A 23,061-nucleotide genomic window follows, 5' to 3' on the forward strand; every position below is an offset into this window, starting at 1 on the left:
CGCATGATAAACGAATTAGAGTTAGTGCATGGGATCAAGCATCGGGTGTGGCACAACCACCGACGGCGTTAGGATGGCAATGCAGCTAACGCTGCATTGAACCACGAACATAGACTGAAGACAGGTGCCACGACGAACTAAGTAAGGTCTGCTCTGTTACTAGAAATAGTAATAATCAACGAATATCAGCAAGATAACCGACGACATTACTTGCTTCATCCTATGTATTAACTCGCTCTAATTCGAGCAGAAGTAATTATGGCTTAAAAAGTTAGGCAAGGGTCAGTGCGTTTAACTTGACAGTGGGAGTCATACCAACGCCTTGCTAAGCGGCATAAAATTGTTGGCTAAAATTTGCGAGGTACGAGCGATAGCCAACTGTTTTTTGTCCGTTTAAGCAACTTGTTATATCTTGTATTCCGAAAATGTTTAACTTGCAAAAGCGTATCCGAAGATACGCTTTATTTCATTTAAAGTTTAAGCATTCCAATTAGCAGTGTTTACACTGTAGCTGGCGATAATTTTTCTTGAGCCTTTTTCTTTGTAAGGCAGCGGTTTGTAGCTTCTGTGATAGGTGTTTCACCACCTTTCACCGCTCTCATATATAAAAGAGCGGCTGCTGCTTGCATTACAGACTCAGCAGAATCAGGGTTTTTCATATCTTTAGTCATTTCAGTAATTAGTTCTGAATCTGTGATTTCTGCCTTTTCTGCGCGACCAAGGGCATTAAACTCTTTTCTTGCTCTTGTTTGCTGTGTAATAGTTTTTATCATTGTGTACCTCACTTGATTAATTAGGAGTTAATATAATGGGGATAATAAAACTATTTTCAAGGCTTACACTGAACGATATCTAAAGATATAACAATTTTATAGTGCGCTCATCGCGCATATTTCTGCCAACGATACGCTCATGTATTTTATAAATCATTTTTACCAAATAACTTAACACATTGCTATATATAATTTTTTATTAGCACTCAAACTCTCAATAAAAGAGAAAGTGCGCTCGCCGCTCATTTTCTTGAATATGTGTGCATCACAACTACACTGTATATAAAAACAGCACCATTATTGGTAATAGTATGAAAACACGTTCCCCATTTTTAAATTACATAGCTGAATATATGCTAGTTCGTCAATATTCATTACGCACCGTAGATACCTACCTAAGATGGATTGCATCTTATATCCATTTTCATAATAAACGCCATCCCGCCTCAATAGGGGACAATGAAGTCGAACGCTACTTAGAACATTTAGTGTTAAAGCAAAACGTTGCATCACGTACGCAAGCCACCGCACTCAATTCATTGTCATTTTTATACAAGCACATAATAAAAAAAGAACTCTCATTAAATTTAAATTTTGCCCATAGTAAAAAACAAGCAAAGCTCCCTGTAGTTATGACCCCAGAGGAAGTTAAAATGTTGATGGCTCATTTAAATAAGCGCTATTATTTAATTGCAGCCCTCATGTATGGAAGTGGCTTAAGAGTAATGGAAGCGGTGCAATTAAGGGTGAAAGATATTGATTTTGATTATAAATGCATTCAAGTATGGAATGGAAAAGGTAATAAACACCGCATTGTTACGCTGGCCACAGAGCTAATACCTATGCTGAGAAATCAAATTTTGAACGTTGATGACTATTTAAAACTGGATTTAAATAATACGGAATATTCTGGCGTATGGATGCCATATGCTTTAACAAAAAAATATCTAAGTGCCGCAAAATCGCTTGCGTGGCAGTATTTATTTCCTTCTCATATATTAAGTTCAGATCCTCAAAGTGGTGAAATAAGACGACATCATTTTCATCACTCTTGTATTAGAAAAGAGGTGAAAAAAGCCGTCCAAAAATCAGGATTAACAAAAATAATAACACCTCATACATTAAGACACTCTTTTGCTACTCATCTACTGCAAAATGGCGCCGATATAAGAACTGTTCAAGCTCAGCTTGGCCATTCTGATGTTAAAACCACACAAATATATACCCATGTACTGCAACAAGGTGCCAACGGGGTTGTTAGCCCTTTTTCAAGATTATAAGCGTCTCTTTTTAATTCTCTACGCTACATATTCGCTTTAAGACCAATACCGCTATCTATTTCTACTTTGAAAACCCATAAAAAAGCCCCGCTTGATGTTACTCAAGCAGGACTCCACACTAATTTTGTATCAATAAAAGCGCCTAAACTGCAGGCGCTTTGCATTATTGAATTTTATTGGTTAACCACGCTTTTAAGCGGATTAACTGGCTGTGCGTTGTCGTCTAGGATGTTCATATCGAAGTCGAACTCGTCAACACGAATCGCTTTTTCACGTTTTTTGTTGTAATCACTTAACTGAACAAATTCAGCGTCGTTAATTACTTTTGCAGCAAGTGCATTTTCAAGCGTGATTGAAAAACGCGTACCCGGCTTAAAGGTTTTAGCACGTAGCGCTTTTTTCACTTTAGCTAATAACTCAAGTGATGCCATTTTAGCTTTGTAAGCTTGCTCGTTGATGTGATGACCATCACCTTCAATTGGCTTAACTAAATGGGTAATTTGCGCTTTAAATGCTGTATCAAGCTGAGCTTGTTTCGCTAATTCACGAATTAAATCATCGCTGATTTTTGGCATTTTAGTTGAGTAGTTCATGGTAATGAAACGAATGAACTTACGAGTACCACTTGCAGGGAAGTTATCTAAAAACTTGTGCAATGCTTCTTCAGCACTTTGTAATGCAAAACGAGTCGCATAATGGAAGTAAGGAGCCGCTTGCTCGCGCTCGCTGCTTGCTACTTTTTGCTCGTAATACTTAATAGATGCCATAGCTGCATATAAGAAGCTCATTACATCGCCTAAGCGTGCTGAAAGCATCTCAGCTTGCTTTAACTTACCGCCAAGTACTAGTAACGAAAAGTCAGCATATACAGCTAATTTAGCTGATAGTTTATGCACTGCTTTTTCGTAGTCACGTACTTCTGGTAATGCCGAGTTTGCACCAGCAGTAAACGGTAATACACCTAAACGGAATGCACGTAAGCTATTTGCTGTACTGTAGCCAATTGTTTTACGTAAAATACCATTAAATTCTGCATCTGCGTTTTTGTCATCGCTGTGGATAGACTCAACCATAGATTGTAAGTATGGGTGACAACGCATAACACCTTGGCCAAATATCATCAGGTTACGAGTCAGAATGTTCGCGCCCTCTACCGTAATGGCAATAGGCTGCGCCACATAACCACTCGCTAATGTATTTTGCGGACCGTTTTGAATCGCTTTACCTGCTTGAATATCCATTGCTGAATCAAGTACATCACGACCAAGCTCTGTCATATGGTATTTAGCAATTGCAGTCACTACAGATGGTTTTAAGCCCATGCCTAAACCTTCAGTTGTCAATACTCGCATTGCTTCTTGTAGGTATGTTTTACCTGCAATGTCAGCTAGCTTTTCTTGAATACCTTCAAATTGACCAATTGATAAACCAAACTGTTCACGCACTGCTGCGTACTCAGAAGCTGATTTAAATGCAACTTGGGCAGTACTTACGCCCAGTGCTGGTAATGAAATACCACGCCCTGCGCCTAAACAGCTAACTAGCATTTGCCAACCGCGACCGATGTTTTTCTGACCACCGATAATAAAGTCCATTGGTACAAATACTTTGTTACCACGTGTAGTACCGTTGTAAAAACGGATACCCATAGGATCATGACGGTTACCAAGTTCTACACCAGGGTGCTCTTTTGGAATAAGTGCACAGGTAATACCTAGGTTTTCTTTACCACCTAGTAGACCATCTGGGTCAACCACTTTAAACGCTAAACCAAGTACAGTGGCAATAGGTGCGAGTGTAATGTAGCGTTTGTCCCATGTGATTTCTAAGCCGAGTACTTCTTCGCCGTTGTACATACCTTTAGTTACAGTACCTACATCTGGAATACCGCCTGCATCAGAGCCTGCTTCTGGGCTGGTTAGTGCAAAACATGGAATGTCTGTACCATTTGCAAGACGTGGTAAGTAGTGTGCCTGTTGCTCCTCTGTACCAAAGTGAAGAAGTAACTCACCCGGGCCTAACGAGTTTGGTACCATTACGGTTACCGCAACCGCTGAGCTTTTAGTAGCAATTGTACCTACAATTGTTGAGTTAGCGTATGGGCTGAACTCTAAACCGCCAAACGATTTAGGGATGATCAGCGAGAAGAAACGCTCTTTTTTCAAAAACTCTAAAATGTCGTTTGGTAAATGAATACCATTTTGAATGACTGAATCGTCAATCATGCTAAGTAATTCTTGTACTGGGCCATCTAAGAACGCTTGCTCGTCTGCGGTTAATTTAGCCGCAGGTACGTCGCGTAGCGCGCTGAAATCTGGTTTACCTCGATAGATAGACCCTTCTAGCCATACATCGCCAGCGTCTAGCGCTTCTTGCTCAGTAACTGAAATGCTTGGTAATACTTTTTTTAATTTTGTACGTAAACTCATAACGAACTCATCCGACCAGATAAATAATACCTACATTACGTCATAAAAATCGCTTTAGATCAATTGCTCTATTCAATTAATTAACAGTTTTTGCAATTTATTTTCTTTACCTGAACGTAAACTGTTGAAATAGAAAGCCTTACACTTGTACGCTGAAAATTAATTTTTTTGTTAAAAAATTAATAATTCAGACCACCAAGGCAATCAAAGCCTGTTTTAGGAGAGGCTAAAAACAAAAAACGCAGCTTAAAATTAAGCTGCGTTTTTTAAAAGCGAGAGATTAAATCGAGTCTAACTTATTTTAACTACCTGTTTGCCAGTAAACCCACCTGCTAACTGGTTATTTAATGCAGCCGAAACAGCGTTTGCATTAAAATCAACAGCTAAAACTTTTGGAGGAATTATCTCGCCATTTGCTACCGTTTCAAGCAACAAATTGCCCATGAAACTCATCCGCTGCTGCGCACATAAGCTGTTAGCTAGCCACGCACCTCCTAAGGAGACAATACTAATATTAGGCGCACGCCGATACATTAGCTGCTGTTCAAAGTTAGGGAGTGGATTTAAACAAGCAATACGACCACAAAAACGCATTAGTTCGATATTTTGAATGGTCGATTCCCCACCCATAATATCAATAACAGCGTCAAACCCTTGTGGACCTAACTCTCGACGAATTTTGTCACATAAGGCTTTATCGTTGTAATCAAAGACCACATCGGCGCCGAGTTGCTTAACTAACTTATGATTGCGTTTAGAGGCGGTGGTAAATACATCTGCACCGCGCTGCTTGGCAAACTGAATAGCAAATTGCCCTACAGCGCCAGCACCACCTTCAACAAAAAGTGTATCGCCCTCAGTTACTGATAGTTTATCTAAGCTGATCAATGCCGCCATTCCGGCGCAGGGTAAAGTTGCAGCTTTGTCACTGGTTAATTGCTGAGGAATGATAGACACCGCATAATTAGGCACTTTTGCGTATTCGCTCAGTACCCCTTGCTCACCTACGCTGGCGTGCCACATAACACGCTCCCCTACCCCCGGAAAAATACCTTTACCCGCTTTAACCACTGTCCCCACTGCATCCAAGCCTAAAACATGCGGGTATTGCCACGTACAAAAGCCAGACTTGGCAAATTGTGCATCCACTGGGTTTAAACCAACGTACTCTACTTTTACTAATAGCTCATTCCCTGTGCACTGAGGCACAGGTAACTGAGTATCCGATAAGTTAATATCCTCATTAGGCTCGTTTAACACAATAGAGCGCATGAATGTAGGAATAGTATTTGGGTTTGTATCTGCAGTATTAGGCATCAAAAACTCTACTTGTAAGTATTACTTAACGCGTAACTCCATCGCCCATTAAATGACTGGTAGGCATTTACTTTAGCAAGTAGCGATGAAATAGTTGAATCAACGGCATTTTCTTGCGCTATTAAAACATCCTGACGCGCATCTAACAACTCTAAGTAAGGAATTTGCCCTTCTTCGTACATTGCTTGTGCTTGTAAAAATGCATTATTAGCAAATTGATAACGCTCATCAGCAAAGCGCGATTGCTGTGCTTGATTGACCAATAATTGCAGAGAAAGTTCACTCTCGTTAATCGCTTTTAATACCACTTGTTGGTAATCGGTATACGCCGCTTGGCTTAAAAACTGCTGCGCATCGCGTTGTGCTAAAAGCGCAGGGTAACTTAATAATGACCACTGCAATTGCGGCGCTACTTGCCATTGCTGCTGGGTATCACTAAAACCGTTGCTCCCTAAACTTAACACGCCTGCAAAGCCGCTTAAGCTAATATCCGGCAATAAAGCTTTGCTGGCTGCTACACTCAGGCTATTTGCTTGGCTAAAATCAAATAAAGCACGACTTATATCAGGTCTTAATGCTATTGCATCATTAGGCTTTGCCAATGACACCGCAAATGCCTTAGTTAATATAGTACGTTCATCATTAATACTCAGTGATTGCGTAGTTTGCGCGCTTAATACGGCCAAAGTAGATAAGTCACGGTACTTGGCATATTCAATTGCCGGCACCAAGGCTTGCTGCTGTCTAAGTTGCGCCATAGTGCGGTTTAAGTCGAGCTCATTCGCCACACCTTCATCAACTTGGGCCTGTAGCACTTGAATGCTTTGTTCAAGCGCTTCTATTTGCATCTCAATAATTTGCTGCTTTTGCAGATTACCTTGATAACTTACAAAGCCTTTAACCACAGCCGACACCACTTCAATTTGCAATAACCTAACTTGCTCAGCTTGGCTCATTGCTTGTGAATTCGCGGCATCGACTAACGCAGTAATTCGACCAAATAAGTCGAGCTGCCAATCAAGTGCTACATTCGCACTTGATTGTCGGCTATTGGTATCGCCTAATCCACTTCGCTTAGCACCAATCTCAATACCTCCTTGCGGTAAGTATTGCGCTTGTTGCTCGCCAATACGCGCCAAAGCACTTTTTAATACCAGCTGACTAGTTTGTAAGTCGTAATTATTAGCCAATGCGTTGCTCACCAGTTGGTTTAGCTGCGTTGAGCCCAGCTTGCGCCACCAGTTTTGCTCATCTTCACCCATAAATTGCTCTGCAGATATTGCCTTGGCAACAAACTCATTAATCTGTTGTTGCTGAGCGGCTGTGTCAATTTTACTCGCACAACCTGATAACACAGCAACCGCTAATACAGAACTCAGCCATGGCGATAATTTAAGGGCGCTTAGGTTAAATTTAGTCATGTGAAGACTCCTCAACGCGCGGCTTTTTTACCACCAGCATATAAAACACCGGTGTAAATAATAGTCCAAACACAGTTACACCAATCATACCCGAGAACACCGCATTACCCATGGCATGACGCATTTCTGCTCCAGCACCGGTTGCCAATACAAGCGGTATAACACCTGCGGTAAAGGCAATTGATGTCATTAAAATTGGGCGTAAACGTAATCGACACGCCGCTAACATCGCCTCAAAGTGCGATAACCCAGTGTCATGCTTATCTTTAGCAAATTCCACCATAAGGATGGCATTTTTAGAAGCCAATGCGACCAGTACAATCAACGCTATTTGGGTAAATATGTTGTTGTCTGAACCTACAAACCACACCCCTAATAACGCTGAGAAAATAGTCATAGGTACAATTAAAATAATGGCCAGTGGTAAACGTAAGCTTTCATACTGTGCGGCCAGTACCATAAACACCAGCAATACAACCAGAGGGAATACATACACCATGGTATTACCTGCTAATACTTGCTGGTACGTTACCTCAGTCCACTCATATTCAATGCCAGTAGGCAATGTTTTTGCTAGTACAGCTTCAATCGCCAATTGCGCTTGATCAGAACTATAACCGGGCGCTGGGCTGCCATTAAGCTCTGCACTTGGGTAGCCGTTGTAATGCATTACACGATCAGGACCAATAGTAGGCGTTACCGTTAATACTGAGCCTAACGGCACCATATTACCGGCACGATTACGCACTTTTAGGTTTAGTATTTGCTCTGGGTCTACCCTAAAATCAGCATCAGCTTGGGCATTAACCTGGTAAGTACGGCCAAATAAATTAAAGTCGTTTACATACACTGAGCCTAAATAAATTTGCAACGAGTTAAACACTTCATCTAATGGAATACCTTGAATAAGCGCTTGCTCGCGGTCAATATCAATATCCATTTGTGGCACTTGAATTCTAAAGCTTGAATACAGCCCCATTAACGCCGGATCTTTTTGCGCCGCAGCAATCACTGATTGCAAACTGTTAAATAAGGCTTCAAAGCCTTTGTTAGCTCTATCTTCTATTTGCAGTTTAAAGCCACCTGTGGTGCCTAAGCCTTGAATTGGCGGTGGTGGAAACACAGCGACAAAGGCTTCATCAATGGCCGCAAAACGTTGGTTTAATTGCGCTGCAATAGCCGAAGCCGACATACTCGGATCCGTACGCTCTGCAAAAGGCGCCAGTGGTGTAAATACGATGCCGCTATTTGGGCTATTAGTAAAACCATTCACTGAAAGGCCAGGAAACGCTACCGTGTTCGCAACCCCAGGGACCTCTAATGCAATTTGCTGCATTTGTTTTACCACCGCTTCTGTACGGTCTAAACTGGCAGCGTCAGGTAACTGCGCAATAGCGACTAAGTATTGCTTATCTTGTTGTGGAATAAAGCCACCCGGCACCGCATCAAACAATTTAATCGTACCGCCAACTAAAGCAATATACGCAACCATAACCACAACACTCATACGAATAAGCTTTTGTACCAGCTTTTCATACCCTTTAGCACCACGGTCAAACACGCGGTTAAAAGGTTGAAATAACCAACGGCCAAATAATTTATTAAGCACGCGGGTAAACGCATCAGGCTCGGCATCATGTGATTTTAACAATAAAGCGGCCAGTGCTGGCGACAGCGTTAATGAGTTAAACGCCGAAATTACCGTTGAAATCGTAATGGTTAATGCAAATTGTTTATAAAACTGCCCTGAAAGCCCAGTAATAAAAGCCGTCGGAATAAATACCGCACATAATACTAATGCAATCGCAATAATAGGGCCGGTTACTTCCGTCATTGCCACGCGGGTGGCTTCAAGCGGTGATAAGCCATCTTCTATATTTCGCTCAACATTTTCTACGACCACAATTGCGTCATCAACCACGATACCGATTGCCAGTACTAAACCAAATAGCGATAAGGTATTAATAGACACTCCAAGCGACTGCATTACGGCAAACGTACCAATGAGTGAAATAGGCACCGCAATTAACGGAATAATAGATGCGCGCCAGGTTTGTAAGAACACAATAACCACAATAACCACCAGCACGATTGCTTCGAGTAAAGTGGCGATCACCGCATCAATTGAACCACGAACAAATACCGTTGGATCATAAACAATGTCGTATTCAACACCTGCTGGAAAGTCTTTTGATAAGCGTGCCATAGTTTCACGCACCTGATCAGAGAGCTCAATGGCATTTGACCCTGGACGTTGAAATATTGGCATCGCTAAAGCGGGTTGATTATCAAGCTCAGCACGCAATGCATAAGAATCTTGGCCTAAATCAACACGAGCCACGTCTGACAAACGCGTAAGCTGCCCTTGCTCCCCAACTTTAATAATGACTTGTTTAAACTCTTCAATGCTATTAAGGCGTCCTTTGACGTTTAATAGAATTTGGAACTGACTGTCATTTGAAATCGGTTGCGCACCTAAACTACCCGCTGCAACTTGCTGATTTTGAGAGCGCAGTGCATTGACCACGTCACTTGCAGTAAGCTCACGTGATGCTAGCGCATCTGGGTTAAGCCAAACTCGCATTGCATATTTACCACCACCAAATAGACGAATATCACCCACACCAGGTAAACGCGCTATTTCATCTTTAATATTTAAATCGGCATAATTTGATAAATATGCGGTGTCATGGCTGTTTTGAGGTGAATATAAATGCACCACCATGGTTAAATCGGGTGATGATTTTTCAGCAACTACACCTAAACGCTGCACTTCTTGTGGCAAACGCGGCAGGGCACTATTTACTCGGTTTTGCACTTGCACTTGGGCACGGTCTAAATCAGTGCCTAACGCAAATGTCACCGTGAGCGTCATACGTCCGTCACTGGTTGCTTGTGAAAACATATACAGCATGTTTTCGGTGCCGTTTATTTCTTGCTCAAGCGGTGTTGCCACTGTTTGTGCAATAACCGTCGGGTTCGCACCTGGGTAACTGGCAGTCACAACCACTGTTGGTGGTACGACTTCTGGGTATTCACTGACAGGCAGCTGAAATAATGAAATGCTACCTGCAATTAAAATAATCAACGACAGCATGGCCGCAAAAATCGGTCGCTGTATAAAAAAGTGTGAAAATTTCATCTAATAACCTTATTGCTTAGCAACTAAATCAGCAGGGTTAGCACTTAGCGTAAATGCCACGCCTTGGGTATTAATTGCCACTTTATTTGGTGATATCGGCATACCGGGTCCTACACGAGCAGGGCCGTTTACAGCAATAATATCGCCTTGCTCAAGTCCTGATGTGATGGCTCGTAACGATCCATAGCGCTCACCTACAGTAACCAATTTATATTGCAGCACATTATTTTCGCCTACCGTTAACACAAAGCGATTTTTTAAATCTGTGCCTATGGCTCTGTCTGGAATAATGACAGTTTCACGCACTGCATTAGCAGCTAACTTAATGCGTGCAAATGAGCCCGAACGCAGCTCGTTACTGCGATCATCAAATACCGCACGAACGCGTAAAGTGCCTGTAGATGCGTTAATTTGATTATCTATAAAGTTAATATGGCCGCTATAGTTAAAATCGTCTTGCCCTACTTTTTGCATTACAACAGGCTGTTTGCTTGCAGCTGTTACTTCGTCAAATGCGCTATTCCAAGTACGTTCATCGACATCAAAGTAAGCGTACATTTTGTCATTAGAAACAATTGAAGTAAGCACGCTTTGCCCTGCAAGTACGTTGTTACCTTTGGTAATATTTGCGCGAGAAATCACGCCATCAATAGGAGAAACCACTGACGTAAACTCTAAATCGAGCTTTGCAGCTTTAAGCTGCGCTTGCAGTGCAGCAAGTTGTGCTTCACGCTGACGTAAAGTCGATGTACGCGCTTGTGCTTGCTCAGTCGAAATGGCTTTTCGCTCAGTTAAGCGTACAGCACGCGATGCTTCGCTTTTTGCTTGTTCAAGTGCTGCTTGAGCACTTTTTACCTGAGCGCTTAAACTGTCAACGGTTGCAGCGAATGAGCGATCGTCTAAACGAAATAATACATCGCCTTGTTTAACGCTATCCCCTTCTTTAAATTCAATTTGCTCAATAATGCCGGATACACGCGGCATTAATGCCACTTTTTGCGGTGACTCTAAGCGTGTTGTATAGGTATGCCAACTTTGAACTGGCTTAACCAAGACTTCGGCTACATCAATAGCTTGTTGTTGCTGTGCGGGGGCTGATTGCGCTGTACTTTCATCGGCACAACCGGCCAGTGTGATTAATGCAACAGATAGTGCTGTAGCAATTAAGTGTTTGTTCATAACGACGCTCCTTTTAATTTAGCATTGCATAATACGGAACATACTTGATGACAAAAACAATAGATTTTTAAATTCATTAGTGCCAAAATGGCATCAATACTCACTAAGTGATGAAATAATGGATACAACCAGTCGACTATTAATGCTGCTTGAAGTGGTAGAGCAAGGCTCATTTGCAAAAGCAGCCGAAATACGAAATATTGACCGCTCAGTGATCTCTAAGCAAATTAGTCGGTTAGAGGATGAACTTGGGGTAAGACTATTAAACAGAACAACCCGCTCATTCTCTCTTACAGCAGCGGGCGCTGAAATGATAAAAAAAGCGGGTGAGCTGCGAAGCCTGCTTGGCGAAACGGTGCGCATGGCAGAAAACTACCACCAAGAGCCTCGCGGCGTATTAAAAGTGACCGCATCGACTTTAATAGGTCGACGCTACTTACAGCCAGTGATCAACGATTTCCAAAAACGCTTTCCACAAGTGGAAGTAGAACTGCGTTTAGATGACCGACTGGTTGATATTGTATCTGAAGGATTTGATTTAGCGTTTAGAGTGGGTGAACCCAAAGACTCATCATTAATTGCTCGTAAAATTGCCCGTAATCGTCTGTTACTATTAGCCGCGCCAGCGTTTATAGAAACATACGGTATGCCAATAACAATCACTGATTTGGCACAATTGCCAGCGGCCAGTTATGCCAGCAACTCACTGCGGGTAGAAGGCATAAATTACTATAACCACACTGGCGAGCACTGCGAGCAAAAAATAAAAAGTGTGTTTAGAGCAAACGATGCAGAAGTATTACTGATGAAAACTCTCTCTGGCACCACCTACTTTTTAGCGCCGGCATTTATTTTAGATAAAGAAGTGATTGATGGGCAACTGGTGCCCTTACTTACCGATGTAAAATTAATGGAACACAGTGCAATGTATGCTGTATACCCACACCGAGATTTACCGGTAAGAACACGATTGTTTTTTGATGCCGTGCGTGAATACATTGGCAAAGAAAGACCGATTTGGGAAAATAGTATTCCTAATTTTGATCAAATGTATTAAGCCGCATCTGCACAGAGGTTAATATCAGAAAAAACCGCATTGCGCCCCGCATCTTTCGCCTTATAAAGCTGCTTATCTGCTTGCGCTATTAATTCAGCCAAATTTTGTTGTTGGTACTTAACTACGCCAACACTGGCTGTTAAATTTATGGTTATACCATTGGCTTCAATATATTTAGTTGCAACGGCTTGTCTAAGATTTTCAGCCATTGCCAGCGCGGATTGTGCACTATCAAAATTGCTCATTAAAGAAAATTCTTCACCCCCCACCCTAAACACATACCCTTTTGCAAAAGTAATCCTAAATAGAGTTGCCAACTCAACCAGCACTTTATCTCCTACATCATGGCCGTATTCATCATTTATTTGTTTAAAGTGGTCAAGATCAATTAAAAACAAGTACAGCTGTGATTTGTCTTTTATCTCCACTTCAAAATAATGACTCATAGACAAACGGTTTCCTGCCCCCGTGAGAGGATCAAGTAAAGCCAAGTTTTTAAGTCGCTTCGAAAATTCGGCCCTATTTCCTTCAAAAACATGAGAAATGACCCATATAATAATATAAATAAACAGTAAGTTGAGCGCTAGGTTAAAAGAGGAAAAATAAGGGCTTGGTAATTTATAAAGCAACACTGATGATTGCATAACCAAAAGTGTGGCCGATAACACAATACCGTATTTTCGACCAAGAAGTAGATAATACAAAATGGGTAAAGAAAACGCCCACAAAAACAAACCATTTTTAAGTGGTGCCAAAAAGGTTCCACATAATATAACGAGCGTTACAGTCATACAAACCGTTATGGCATACCAGTTTCGTTGCTTGTTTTTAACCAATTGTATAAAAATATAAAAACAAAGTGCGGAAAAACACACCTCTAAGCCGCCTACAATATAAAAATGATTTTTTGATAGGTTAAACACAGCAAAAATAAATGACAGCAAACCAAAAAATAAACACATCCATTTTAAGACATGCTTACGTAATATTTTTGTACTGTTAAGAGCGGCTATATCCATAAAAAACTTAAATCAAAACTAATGGTTTATATTAACCCTGAAATGCAATAATCACAATTTTATGCTTAACAACCCCCTTTAAAATAAGCAAAAAGGATTGGTTAAATGCAGCTATTCTGTAAGCAGTTCATTAACTGTGCCAACCAAGTCAGCAAACTCCTCATCAACATGTGCGACTTGTTTAGGGCTTAAGGTTTGATTTAATTTAACCAGCAACTGTGCGTATGCCCTTAAATTTTCCTCATTTCTCTCAATGAGTTCAGCACTCATAAACAGCTCTCGTTCTGTAATGATAGTGCGTAACTGCTGCGCAAATTGGGCATCATCAAGGGTTTGCTGATTAAACAGTGCTTCAAGTGCACCTAACCGAGTTAGTTTATAGTCATACCATAAATTGCTGGTACTGATATATTCACTGTTGGCTTGTGACACTAGCGTTCGCTGCTCTGAGGTGAGCTTACCAAGCCATTGTTCGTAATAGTCTAGTTGCCTGTCTAAACGAGACTGCTGATGCTCCTCTTTGGTTAATGAAGCGTGCTCTTTTATTTCATCATTAATTTGATCGCGAATGTTTTCTACCATTTCACTGCGTTGTGATGGAGTTAACGTTTTTGCCAGCTCGATTAAGGGATCACTCGCGTACAAAAGTAAATTGCGCCAATGCTGCTTTACCTGCGTTATTTTTGCCATTAACTGCGCTGTATCGGCTTGTTTATCGAGCAACTGCCTTAAGTCGAGTAAATCGGCTTTATATTTTGGTAACTCAACCTCTCGGTGCCAATCTCGAGTGTTATTAATAATTACTTTTAACTGCGTTGATTGGCTTTTATTTAAGTCGACATAATCGTCTATCCAAAACGAAGACAGCCAAGCAAGATTGTTATAAGCAAAGGAAGTAGAACAACTGGCAATAAACAATAAACTGGTTATAAAAATAATTTTGCTTAGTTTTATATTTTTTAAATTATTTAACATTAACAGACCCCGTTTTATGATGCTTTGGATGTCAAAAATCATCATAAGTAATTATGTAAGCTATTGCTCGCTTTTATTTTTTTCATTTTTCTATAGAATCGCAAGCTAACGCAATTTATATCATGACTATATGCTTAAGTTTAGAATTTTTGAGCTATAGTTAAAGCTACTTGTTAATACGTTTGTATACCTAGGTTATAAACGTTGGCGTTATTAATTTAGCTCATAATTTTTTACCTATCACTAATAGATTCACTAGGTAAGTTTTACTTTTATGGCGCTTACATAGAACGACAACTAATTTGGAGACATGCTTATGTCACAGTCTAATTTTAAAGCACTGCTACTGGCCAGTATTATGCTCGCTACCCCTCTTGCCCATGCTGGACTAGAAGAAGGGATCAGAGCTGCTAATGCGGGTGAATTTGAAGAAGCACTTAAAGAGTTTAATTATTTAGCTGACAAAGGCTATGCACCGGGTATTTACGAATTAGGTAAGCTATACGAAGGTGGCCATGGCGTTACCCGTGATTATTACAAAGCAGCTGAGCTTTACCAACAAGCCGTAAAGAAAAACCATGTAGATTCAATGTTTGCACTTGCGGTTTTATATGATGAAGGTAATGGCGTTAAATTAGACAAACAAATGGCCATAACCTTATTTGAAAAAGCAGCCAATAAGAACCTTCCCGCAGCACAGTATAACTTAGGTGTAATGTACGCAAATGGCGATGGTGTTAGCCAAGATTATAAAGTCGCCAGAACATGGTATGAAAAAGCCGCTGCTAATAATTATACATTGGCGCAGTTTAATTTAGCACTGATGTATTTTGAAGGCTTAGGAATGCCAAAAAATCTTGAAATGTCGTATGTGTGGAATACCATTGCCGAGTATAACGGCAACATGCAAGCGAGTCACAGCCGTAAACTTGATGAACGTACTATGCTCCCTAAAGAGGTAGCTGAGGCCAAAGAAAAAGCCGATGCAATTTATACCAAAATTTTAGCGGGAACATACGCTGGCGAAGGACGCCTGTTTTAAGTTAGCTATTATAAAAGCTGAATGAAGTGATTCATTCAGCTTTTTTGTTTTAACCGCTACAGGCTATTTTACATAAAGCCACTTTAGCACTTTGATCAGTAATTTATTTTGTTTAAGTAATAAACCAATGCGCGGGTTAACCGAGCCAGAGACTAAGGTATTTTTTGCATGGCTAAAGGTGAGAAAACCTTCTTTACCGTGATAATGCCCCATCCCCGAATGCCCCACGCCACCAAACGGCACATCATCGGCAGCTACTTGTATTAATGTGTCGTTTACCGCAACTGTTCCGCTAAGTGTTTGCTTAATAATGTACTGTTGCGCCTGTTTATCTTGACCTAAAATGTAAAGGGCTAATGGGTGGTCGCGTAATCGAATATAATTAAGCACGTCCTCTAATTTGTCGTAACTCATAATGGGTAAAATGGGACCAAATAGCTCTTCTTGCATTAATGTCATCTCATCTGTTACGTGCGTAACAATATGCAGACCCATACGATGCTTTTCGCCATCTTGCTGGTTTTGTTCAAGCGGTTTAGTAATTTTAGCGCCTTGCTCTTGTGCTTGCTCTAAATAACCTAGCAAACGTTGATAATGTGCAGGGCTTATAATCGAGGTCAGGTTTTTACCTTCAACACCTTGCTTAAAGTGTTTTTTATAAAGGGTACAAAGCGCTTTAATGAATTGATGCTCCAATGCTTTAGGAACAAACACGTAGTCAGGCGCTACACATATTTGCCCTGCATTGGCCATTTTTCCAAATAATAATGCACGCGCGGCTTTATTTACATCGGCTTTTTCTAACACAATGACGGGCGATTTTCCGCCGAGCTCTAATGTTACCGGCGTTAAATTTTTACTGGCCGCGGCCATAACTAACTTGCCAACGGCAGTCGAGCCTGTAAACAGCAAATGCGCAAATGGCAATGATGAAAACTCACTTGCCACGTCGCTACCACCTTGAATAATTGTGCAGTGTTGCCTTAATTCACCTGCAAATATTTTTTCAATAACGGCATTGGTGTTAGGCGTAAATTCACTGAGCTTTAACATCACCCTGTTACCCGCTGCAATCGCAGTAATAACAGGTACCAATGCTAATTGAATAGGATAGTTCCATGGTGCAATCACACCGACCACGCCAATAGGCTGATAGGTTACACTTACTTTTGAGGGCCATAAGCTTAACCCCGCGCTGCGCTGACTAGGCTTAGACCATCGAGGTAGCTTTTTAATAATATGCGCAAGTCCCTGCATGGTGGGCAAAATATCCCCCACTAAGGTATCGAACGCCGTTCGGTATCCAAAATCTTTAGATACTGCAGCAATCAAGTCTTGCTCTAACGTTACAATGTTAGCGCGTAATTTTTTGAGTAAAGCAAGACGTTGCTCAATGGGTAAATAAGGGGTGTCTTCAAAAGCATGCTTTAGTTCATTAAATTGCGAACGCAAAGACCCTGTAGATAATGTGTCAGTGTTCAAAATAGGCTACCCGATTTATAACGTTTTCAAGACTATAACCTTGTTCTGTTACTCGAGCAATAAAGAGTGATTTTGCAACACGAGGAAAAGGATTGCAAAAACACTCAACAGGTTGGTTGGAACGCATACCGATGCACTGCTTTTGTGTGCATCGGTTATCTGTTTTGTTAGTTGATTAAAGTGGGTTATTAAAAACCAAAAACTTGGGCTGCTATGGTCATTGTTACTAAGGTAATTAAAACAATAGCGACAATATTTAACACAAAGCCAGCACGGATCATGTCTTTCATTTTAATTTCACCCGAGCCAAACACAATCGCATTGGGTGGTGTGGCTACTGGCATCATAAACGCACAACTACACGCAATCGCAGCTGGAATAACCCATACTAACGGACTGCCTGTTACTGACTCAGCAACGGGGCCTAGCAGTGGTAAAAAGCCTGCTGCTGTGGCAGTATTACTGGTTATTTCAGTTAAGAACGTAATCAGCGCAACCACAACAAGAATGCTCATGACTAATGGAATAGTACTCGCCCCTTCAATCATATTGGCTATGTAGTCAGCTAATCCTGATGACTTTATTTGCGAGGCAAGTGTTAATCCGCCACCAAATAAAAGCAACACACCCCACGGCACTTTAGCGGCACTTTCCCAATCTAAAATACGCGCATCGCTGCCTTTATTTGCCGGTAGTACAAACAGTAATAATGCTGCAGCAATAGCAATACCGGTATCTGAAATTTTAAGCCCGGTAACATCGCCTAATAAAGGTCTAAATATCCAACAAATAGCGGCAAGCACAAATACAAACAACACGCCCTTTTCAGCACGTTGCATTAGGCCTAAGTCTTTTAATTGTGAAGAGAATACCGCTTTGGTATCAATACGCTTGTTCGCTTGTACATTCGCATCGACCTTATAAGTGAATTTAGTTAACCAAATCCAGCTGATCAGCAACATACCGAGCGCTAAAGGCACACCAACAATCATCCACTCGGCAAAGCCAATTTCAATCTGATAACTGTCTGATAGGTACGCCGCCATTAATGCATTTGGTGGAGTACCGATTAAAGTAGCAATACCGCCAATACTCGCGCCATAAGCAATCGACAGTAAAAGGGCTTTACCAAAACCTTCATTACTAGGATCTGAGCTTTTAACTAAATGGGTAATAGATAAAGCGATAGGTAGCATCATTACTGCTGTAGCGGTATTAGACATCCACATTGATAAAAATGCAGTCACTAACATCATCGCTAAAATTTGTAAGCTTGGTTTTTTACCCGCATAAAGCATTGTTTTTAATGCAATACGCTTGTGTAATCCCCAACGCTCCATCGCTATTGAGATTAAAAAGCCACCTAAAAATAAAAAGATCAGCGGATGCGCATAAGGCGCTGCAACACTTTTTATCGCTGCTATATCAACAATCGGCGAAATCACTAAAGGTAGTAACGCAGTAGCAGGAATAGGCACTACCTCACTCACCCACCACGAGGCCATCCAAAATGCTAAGCCTGCGGTTTTAAATGCTGCCGCCGACATACCTACTGGCGGCTCAACTAAGCAAGTAAGTAGCATGACACATGGACCAAGTAACAATAACAGCCATTGCATAAATGGCTTTTTATTCGCGTTATTTTCTAAAATACGTTTTGTCATTTGTTCAGCCCTTAAAATTTATATTTAAGACCAAGTGCAACACTGCTATCAGCATTTTCTTCTAGGTCAAGGTCAGTGTATAAAAGGTAAGCTGTGGTTTGCTTGTCAAATACATAATCTACACCCGTAGTCCACTGTGAAGCGTCTGAGGTTTGACGTAGTTTTGAATCATCTTTTGCAAATTGTACTTTAGGTACCCATTTGTCTAACTTATAGCTTGCGCTTAGTACATAACCGTTGCCAGACTTAGCGCCGTCAATCGATTCTGAATGCTGGTATAATGCCCCTAATTGTAATTTTTCAAACTTATACACACCCGCAATACGGCTTGCTTTAATGTTATTAAGCGAATCAACATGGCTGATTGAAATAGAGTAAGGTGTTTTATTTAAATTTCGGTCGCCGTAAATTAGCGTAGCAGCAAATCCTGCTTCGTTATCTTTGTTGTCATCTTTTGGCGCATAGGTAAATGAAAACTGCGCGTTATGCCAATACTTAGAGGTATAGGTGATGGTATCGCCTAAGCGGTCTTGCCCTGCAATTACTTGAGCAATATCAGCTTGGGTTTCGTTAAAATTATCAAGCTTACCTTCTGAATATTTAAAGCGCGTGTCGTTTCGCCCAACCACCACTTCACCAAAAGCACCTTTTAGACCAAGGTAAGTATTGCGTGCTGCAAAAGGCTCATTGGTGTCGTCGTGTTCAAAACCTTTTACTTGAACTTCGTATTTAAATACCGCGGTAAAATACTCATTTAATTTATGGTCACCTTTAATGCCAATACGCGAAAAAGGGGCATCTATTTGCGTGCCTTCGTCAGCGTAACGCATTATGCCTGTATCGGTGTTAGCAATTTGTACTTCGGCTTTACCATACACTGTGTAGTCTGCAGCAAAAGTGGTTGCAGGTAACGTGGCAGCACTGCATAACGCAGCAAGTACTGAACCTTGGAATATATTGTTTTTCATTATGTGTCCTAATTATGTGATGCTACTTGTTGTCTGCACCTACAAAGCAAGAACATGACCAACTAAAAAATAACAATAATTTTCAGTGATTTAAAAAATAAAGGTTTAAAAATAAACATTGAAATGTGCGGGTTTCCACACATAAAAAACACTCAATATCACCATTTCCACCCATTAATCGGTGAACATATCTCGATTAAGGTTATATTTACTCATTTTATCGTAGAGGGTTTTACGCGCAATTTGTAAGGTTGTCATGGTGTCTTTAATGCTGCCATGGTTAAGCTCTAGCGCCTCTTCAATTAAGGATTGCTCATAAAAGCTGACCTTTTCGGCTAGGCTCAAATCTAATGATAGCGTGCTGTTGCTTGAGTCACTTTGTGCAAATGCCAGATCGGGGCCTAGCAATACCGCGCGCTCGGCTTGATTTCTCAATTCCCGCACATTGCCAGGCCAATCGTGCGCTAGTAAACGTTGTTGTAGTTCTATATTGAGCGCCCCTAACGGTTTATGAAAGCGGGTCGCAGCTATAGAGCTAAAATGTTTAAACAACAGTGGAATATCTGCTTTTCTGTCTCTTAATGCAGGGATGCTGACTTTTACTAAACTCAGTCGGTAATATAAGTCGGCTCTAAACTCACCTTTTTCTACCAGCGAAAGTAAATCGACTTTGGTTGCCGCAACTATACGAATATCAAGCTCTATCGCTTTATTAGCACCGACCGGAGTTACTTTTCGCTCTTCAAGCACCCGTAGTAATTTAACTTGAAGTGATAAAGGAGTGCTTTCAATTTCATCTAAAAAAACGGTGCCGCCTTGTGCAAACTCAAATTTACCTTTGCGATCGTGTGTTGCGCCAGTAAAGGCTCCGCTGATAGCCCCAAACAGTTCGCTTTCTATTAATTGCTCTGGGACTGCGCCACAGTTAATAGCCACAAACTGACAGCTTGAACGGTTACTATGATCGTGTAAATAACGGGCAACCAATTCTTTACCTGTGCCAGTTTCACCTTCAATCAGCACATCAGCCGGAGTATCAATCACCGTGTTGAGTAGGTTCATCATATGCTGCATTTTAAGCGTATCACCTAAAATACGCACACCGGGCGCCGACGTTTTCTCAACCGCGCGCTTCAGCGCTCTGTTTTCCATTACTAAAGCACGTTTATCTGAGGCTCTGGCAATACAATCTAATAAATTTTCGTTCAGTGGTTTTTCAAATAAATCATACGCGCCTAGTTGCATCGCTTTTACCGCAACAGAAACATCAGCATAACCGGTTAAAAATATCACTGGTAGTTCACTATCGAATGCTTTTACCTGCTCAATAAACGTTAAACCATCCATAGTGGGCATGTTTATGTCACTGAGTACAATGCCACAAAAACTGCGATTTAAGCGACTTAAGGCAACACTTGCATCACTAAAACACTGTACCTCATACCCCTCGAGCGTTAATAGCTGATTCAATGAATCGCGGATCATCGCTTCATCATCAATAACAATAATCTGTTTGCAAACAACGGCTTCAATCATTTTTAGTGGCCTCTATGCTTGATAAACTAATAATAAATTGCGCACCGCCTTCAGGGCGATTATGTGCAGTTAAGTAACCATTAAATGATTCAATAATTTGCTTTGAAATCGACAAGCCCAGCCCTAAACCGTTACTTGATTTGGTACTATAAAAAGGTTCAAAAATAGACCCCAGCACATGATGCTCAATACCAGGGCCACTATCTAATATAGAAAGCTTAACGCGCTCTTCAAAGCATTCAACATCAAAACTGAGCTCTCTAACTGGCTCACCTTTCATTGCCTGTGATGCATTGGTGATCACATTAACCAATACTTGTTCAAACTTTAACGCATCGACCCACACCGTGATCTCTTGCGAAAACTGCGGTGCACTTACGTTAACATCGTCTTGTTTAAGTTGCGGATGGGTGATCATCAACGCATTGTTTAATAACGCCGACAGTGGATGAGGCCGAAGTTGCATGGTCGCCGGTTTACTAAAGTGTTTAAGCTGCGCCACTATTTTATGCACCCGCTCTACTAAATTCTCGATAATGATTAAGTTTTCACTTAATGCGTTGAGCTTTCCCTTTTTTAGGAAAATTTTAGCACTGGCTAAATAGGTGTTCATTGCGCTGAGCGGTTGGTTAATTTCGTGATTAATGCCCGCACTCAATTGCCCAATAGTGGCTAATTTTGCCGACTGTACTAATGCGGTTTGGGCTTTTTCGAGTGCTTGGGTACGCTCTAGTACTTCGAGCTCTAAACTGTGACGCGAATACAGTAATTTTTTATACCCGGCAAAGCGTGCCAATAAGCTATATCCAACAAAAATAAACACCCAATAAAACAACACTAGCCATAACAATCTAGGCACCTGTAAGGCGTTAATGTTTGAAATATCAACAAGCACTGTCATGGTTGCATTCAGATGAGTTAAGGGTCTTGAGGCGGAAACGTATTCATCTTTAGCAATTTTAAATTGCTCAATGCCCTGGCTTTTGTAGCGCTGTTGTTTAATTTGTAGCGGTTGATGATCTAAGTAAGCACGGCGCTGTTTAATATCACGACGCGCGGTAATATCAAGCTCTGTAAAACTATTTAAACGCCATTCGGGTTCATCCGACATGGCAATAATATTATCGGCAAGTTGCAAATAAAAATGGCTTCCTTTTGAGGTATTTAAAAGCGAACGATCGTTTTCAAATTTAGCGACATTAATTTTAAGCGCCACCACGCCAATGGCTTTTCCATCTAGGTAAATAGCTTGGGAAAAATAAATTCCGCGCTCTTTTGAGCGCTGACCAAGTGCAAAGTATGCGACCTTTTCACCGGCAAACGCTTGTTTAAAATAAGGTCTAAATGCAAAGTTACTACCTAAAAATGTATAGTCGGTTTGCCAGTTACTACTGGCAATAACATCGCCATGAGTATCTAGTATGTATACATCTGAGGCACCACTGGCTTGTTGAATATCAGCAAGGTAATTGTTAATTGCATTAAAGTGTTGTGATTCATTATTAGTAAAACGAATCAATACGTTATTTTCAGTTAGCAGCTGAGGGATAGCCGCAAATCGAGCGAGTTCGTTATCGATATAATTATTTAATTGGATAACTTGTTGATCAGCTTGAATTTTGGCTTGCCCTAAATCATAAGCACGACCAAACGAAAAGGTGACCACCAATAATAGTACTAACAATATACAGGCAAAAATAATTTTTTTGGGGATGGAGAACATAAACGCCTATGACAACTATGATGCCAATAATAAGTAATAGCCAATATTGTAACG

The 23,061-nt window shown here is 41.0% G+C and carries 16 protein-coding genes; 3 read left to right on the forward strand and 13 right to left on the reverse strand.

Translation table 11 applies throughout. The annotated features are described in order from the left end of the window. Positions 1–500: 500 nt before the first annotated feature. Positions 501–773 (reverse strand): hypothetical protein, encoded by a 273-nt coding sequence (locus N523_RS18840; RefSeq protein WP_051440299.1) that lies wholly within the window; start codon positions 771–773, stop codon positions 501–503. A 311-nt stretch (positions 774–1,084) separates the two neighbouring features. Between N523_RS18840 and N523_RS0101910 the strand changes: the two genes are divergently transcribed. Continuing rightward, positions 1,085–2,053: an integron integrase gene (locus N523_RS0101910; RefSeq protein ID WP_028834098.1), complete on the forward strand. Its 969-nt coding sequence runs from the start codon at positions 1,085–1,087 to the stop codon at positions 2,051–2,053. Between the two features lie 173 nt (positions 2,054–2,226). Here the strand turns inward: N523_RS0101910 and N523_RS0101915 are convergent, their stop codons facing one another. The 5 genes from N523_RS0101915 to N523_RS0101935 all read right to left on the reverse strand — a co-directional run bounded on the left by N523_RS0101915 (position 2,227) and on the right by N523_RS0101935 (position 11,541). Next, positions 2,227–4,482, reverse strand: a complete 2,256-nt coding sequence (locus tag N523_RS0101915) for an acyl-CoA dehydrogenase (protein WP_028834099.1) — start codon at positions 4,480–4,482, stop codon at positions 2,227–2,229. 291 nt (positions 4,483–4,773) lie between these two features. Further along, complete coding sequence (locus tag N523_RS0101920) at positions 4,774–5,799, reverse strand: zinc-binding dehydrogenase (protein WP_028834100.1); 1,026 nt, start codon at positions 5,797–5,799, stop codon at positions 4,774–4,776. An 8-nt stretch (positions 5,800–5,807) separates the two neighbouring features. Next, positions 5,808–7,220, reverse strand: a complete 1,413-nt coding sequence (locus N523_RS0101925; protein ID WP_028834101.1) for a TolC family protein — start codon at positions 7,218–7,220, stop codon at positions 5,808–5,810. Further along, on the reverse strand, positions 7,213–10,362 hold the full coding sequence (locus tag N523_RS0101930; protein ID WP_028834102.1) for an efflux RND transporter permease subunit: 3,150 nt from the start codon (positions 10,360–10,362) through the stop codon (positions 7,213–7,215). Before N523_RS0101930 ends, N523_RS0101925 begins: the two co-directional genes overlap by 8 nt. A 9-nt stretch (positions 10,363–10,371) precedes the next feature. Continuing rightward, positions 10,372–11,541 (reverse strand): efflux RND transporter periplasmic adaptor subunit, encoded by a 1,170-nt coding sequence (locus tag N523_RS0101935; protein WP_028834103.1) that lies wholly within the window; start codon positions 11,539–11,541, stop codon positions 10,372–10,374. Between the two features lie 118 nt (positions 11,542–11,659). Between N523_RS0101935 and N523_RS0101940 the strand changes: the two genes are divergently transcribed. Then, positions 11,660–12,598: a LysR family transcriptional regulator gene (locus N523_RS0101940; protein WP_013463180.1), complete on the forward strand. Its 939-nt coding sequence runs from the start codon at positions 11,660–11,662 to the stop codon at positions 12,596–12,598. Here N523_RS0101940 and N523_RS0101945 read toward each other — a convergent pair. Both N523_RS0101945 and N523_RS0101950 read right to left on the reverse strand, forming a co-directional pair. After that, positions 12,595–13,617, reverse strand: coding sequence for a GGDEF domain-containing protein (locus N523_RS0101945; protein ID WP_028834104.1), 1,023 nt, complete (start codon positions 13,615–13,617; stop codon positions 12,595–12,597). The genes N523_RS0101940 and N523_RS0101945 overlap by 4 nt on opposite strands. A gap of 111 nt (positions 13,618–13,728) precedes the next feature. Continuing rightward, positions 13,729–14,592 (reverse strand): DUF6279 family lipoprotein, encoded by an 864-nt coding sequence (locus N523_RS0101950; RefSeq protein WP_028834105.1) that lies wholly within the window; start codon positions 14,590–14,592, stop codon positions 13,729–13,731. A gap of 316 nt (positions 14,593–14,908) precedes the next feature. On the opposite strand from N523_RS0101950, the gene N523_RS0101955 reads away from it, so the two are divergent. Continuing rightward, on the forward strand, positions 14,909–15,634 hold the full coding sequence (locus tag N523_RS0101955) for a tetratricopeptide repeat protein (protein ID WP_028834106.1): 726 nt from the start codon (positions 14,909–14,911) through the stop codon (positions 15,632–15,634). A 63-nt stretch (positions 15,635–15,697) separates the two neighbouring features. Here the strand turns inward: N523_RS0101955 and N523_RS0101960 are convergent, their stop codons facing one another. The 5 genes from N523_RS0101960 to N523_RS0101980 form a co-directional block, all read right to left on the reverse strand. Next, positions 15,698–17,116 carry a coniferyl aldehyde dehydrogenase gene (locus N523_RS0101960; RefSeq protein WP_028834107.1) on the reverse strand — a complete coding sequence of 473 codons (1,419 nt, stop codon included), beginning with the start codon at positions 17,114–17,116 and terminating at the stop codon, positions 15,698–15,700. A 188-nt stretch (positions 17,117–17,304) separates the two neighbouring features. Then, the gene (locus N523_RS0101965) at positions 17,305–18,780 is read right to left on the reverse strand and encodes an SLC13 family permease (protein ID WP_028834108.1); all 1,476 of its coding nucleotides are present in this window, start codon (positions 18,778–18,780) and stop codon (positions 17,305–17,307) included. Between the two features lie 11 nt (positions 18,781–18,791). After that, entirely contained in the window at positions 18,792–19,748 is a 957-nt protein-coding gene (locus N523_RS0101970; protein ID WP_028834109.1) for a porin, read from the reverse strand. Between the two features lie 174 nt (positions 19,749–19,922). Next, positions 19,923–21,284, reverse strand: a complete 1,362-nt coding sequence (locus N523_RS0101975) for a sigma-54-dependent transcriptional regulator (RefSeq protein WP_028834110.1) — start codon at positions 21,282–21,284, stop codon at positions 19,923–19,925. Then, positions 21,277–23,007: a sensor histidine kinase gene (locus N523_RS0101980; protein WP_028834111.1), complete on the reverse strand. Its 1,731-nt coding sequence runs from the start codon at positions 23,005–23,007 to the stop codon at positions 21,277–21,279. The genes N523_RS0101975 and N523_RS0101980 overlap by 8 nt, the downstream gene beginning before the upstream one ends. Positions 23,008–23,061 lie beyond the last annotated feature (54 nt).

This window comes from Pseudoalteromonas sp. 23_GOM-1509m, assembly GCF_000518425.1.
GTDB classification, from domain to species: domain Bacteria; phylum Pseudomonadota; class Gammaproteobacteria; order Enterobacterales; family Alteromonadaceae; genus Pseudoalteromonas; species Pseudoalteromonas tetraodonis.

Coding starts and splice junctions, on each gene's coding strand:
- N523_RS0101980 (WP_028834111.1), bottom strand. CDS start 23,007: ATGTTCTCCATCCCCAAAAAAATTATTTTTGCCTGTATATTGTTAGTA.
- N523_RS0101925 (WP_028834101.1), bottom strand. CDS start 7,220: ATGACTAAATTTAACCTAAGCGCCCTTAAATTATCGCCATGGCTGAGT.
- N523_RS0101955 (WP_028834106.1), top strand. CDS start 14,909: ATGTCACAGTCTAATTTTAAAGCACTGCTACTGGCCAGTATTATGCTC.
- N523_RS0101945 (WP_028834104.1), bottom strand. CDS start 13,617: ATGGATATAGCCGCTCTTAACAGTACAAAAATATTACGTAAGCATGTC.
- N523_RS0101910 (WP_028834098.1), top strand. CDS start 1,085: ATGAAAACACGTTCCCCATTTTTAAATTACATAGCTGAATATATGCTA.
- N523_RS0101950 (WP_028834105.1), bottom strand. CDS start 14,592: ATGTTAAATAATTTAAAAAATATAAAACTAAGCAAAATTATTTTTATA.
- N523_RS0101975 (WP_028834110.1), bottom strand. CDS start 21,284: ATGATTGAAGCCGTTGTTTGCAAACAGATTATTGTTATTGATGATGAA.
- N523_RS0101970 (WP_028834109.1), bottom strand. CDS start 19,748: ATGAAAAACAATATATTCCAAGGTTCAGTACTTGCTGCGTTATGCAGT.
- N523_RS0101920 (WP_028834100.1), bottom strand. CDS start 5,799: ATGCCTAATACTGCAGATACAAACCCAAATACTATTCCTACATTCATG.
- N523_RS18840 (WP_051440299.1), bottom strand. CDS start 773: ATGATAAAAACTATTACACAGCAAACAAGAGCAAGAAAAGAGTTTAAT.
- N523_RS0101965 (WP_028834108.1), bottom strand. CDS start 18,780: ATGACAAAACGTATTTTAGAAAATAACGCGAATAAAAAGCCATTTATG.
- N523_RS0101935 (WP_028834103.1), bottom strand. CDS start 11,541: ATGAACAAACACTTAATTGCTACAGCACTATCTGTTGCATTAATCACA.
- N523_RS0101915 (WP_028834099.1), bottom strand. CDS start 4,482: ATGAGTTTACGTACAAAATTAAAAAAAGTATTACCAAGCATTTCAGTT.
- N523_RS0101940 (WP_013463180.1), top strand. CDS start 11,660: ATGGATACAACCAGTCGACTATTAATGCTGCTTGAAGTGGTAGAGCAA.
- N523_RS0101930 (WP_028834102.1), bottom strand. CDS start 10,362: ATGAAATTTTCACACTTTTTTATACAGCGACCGATTTTTGCGGCCATG.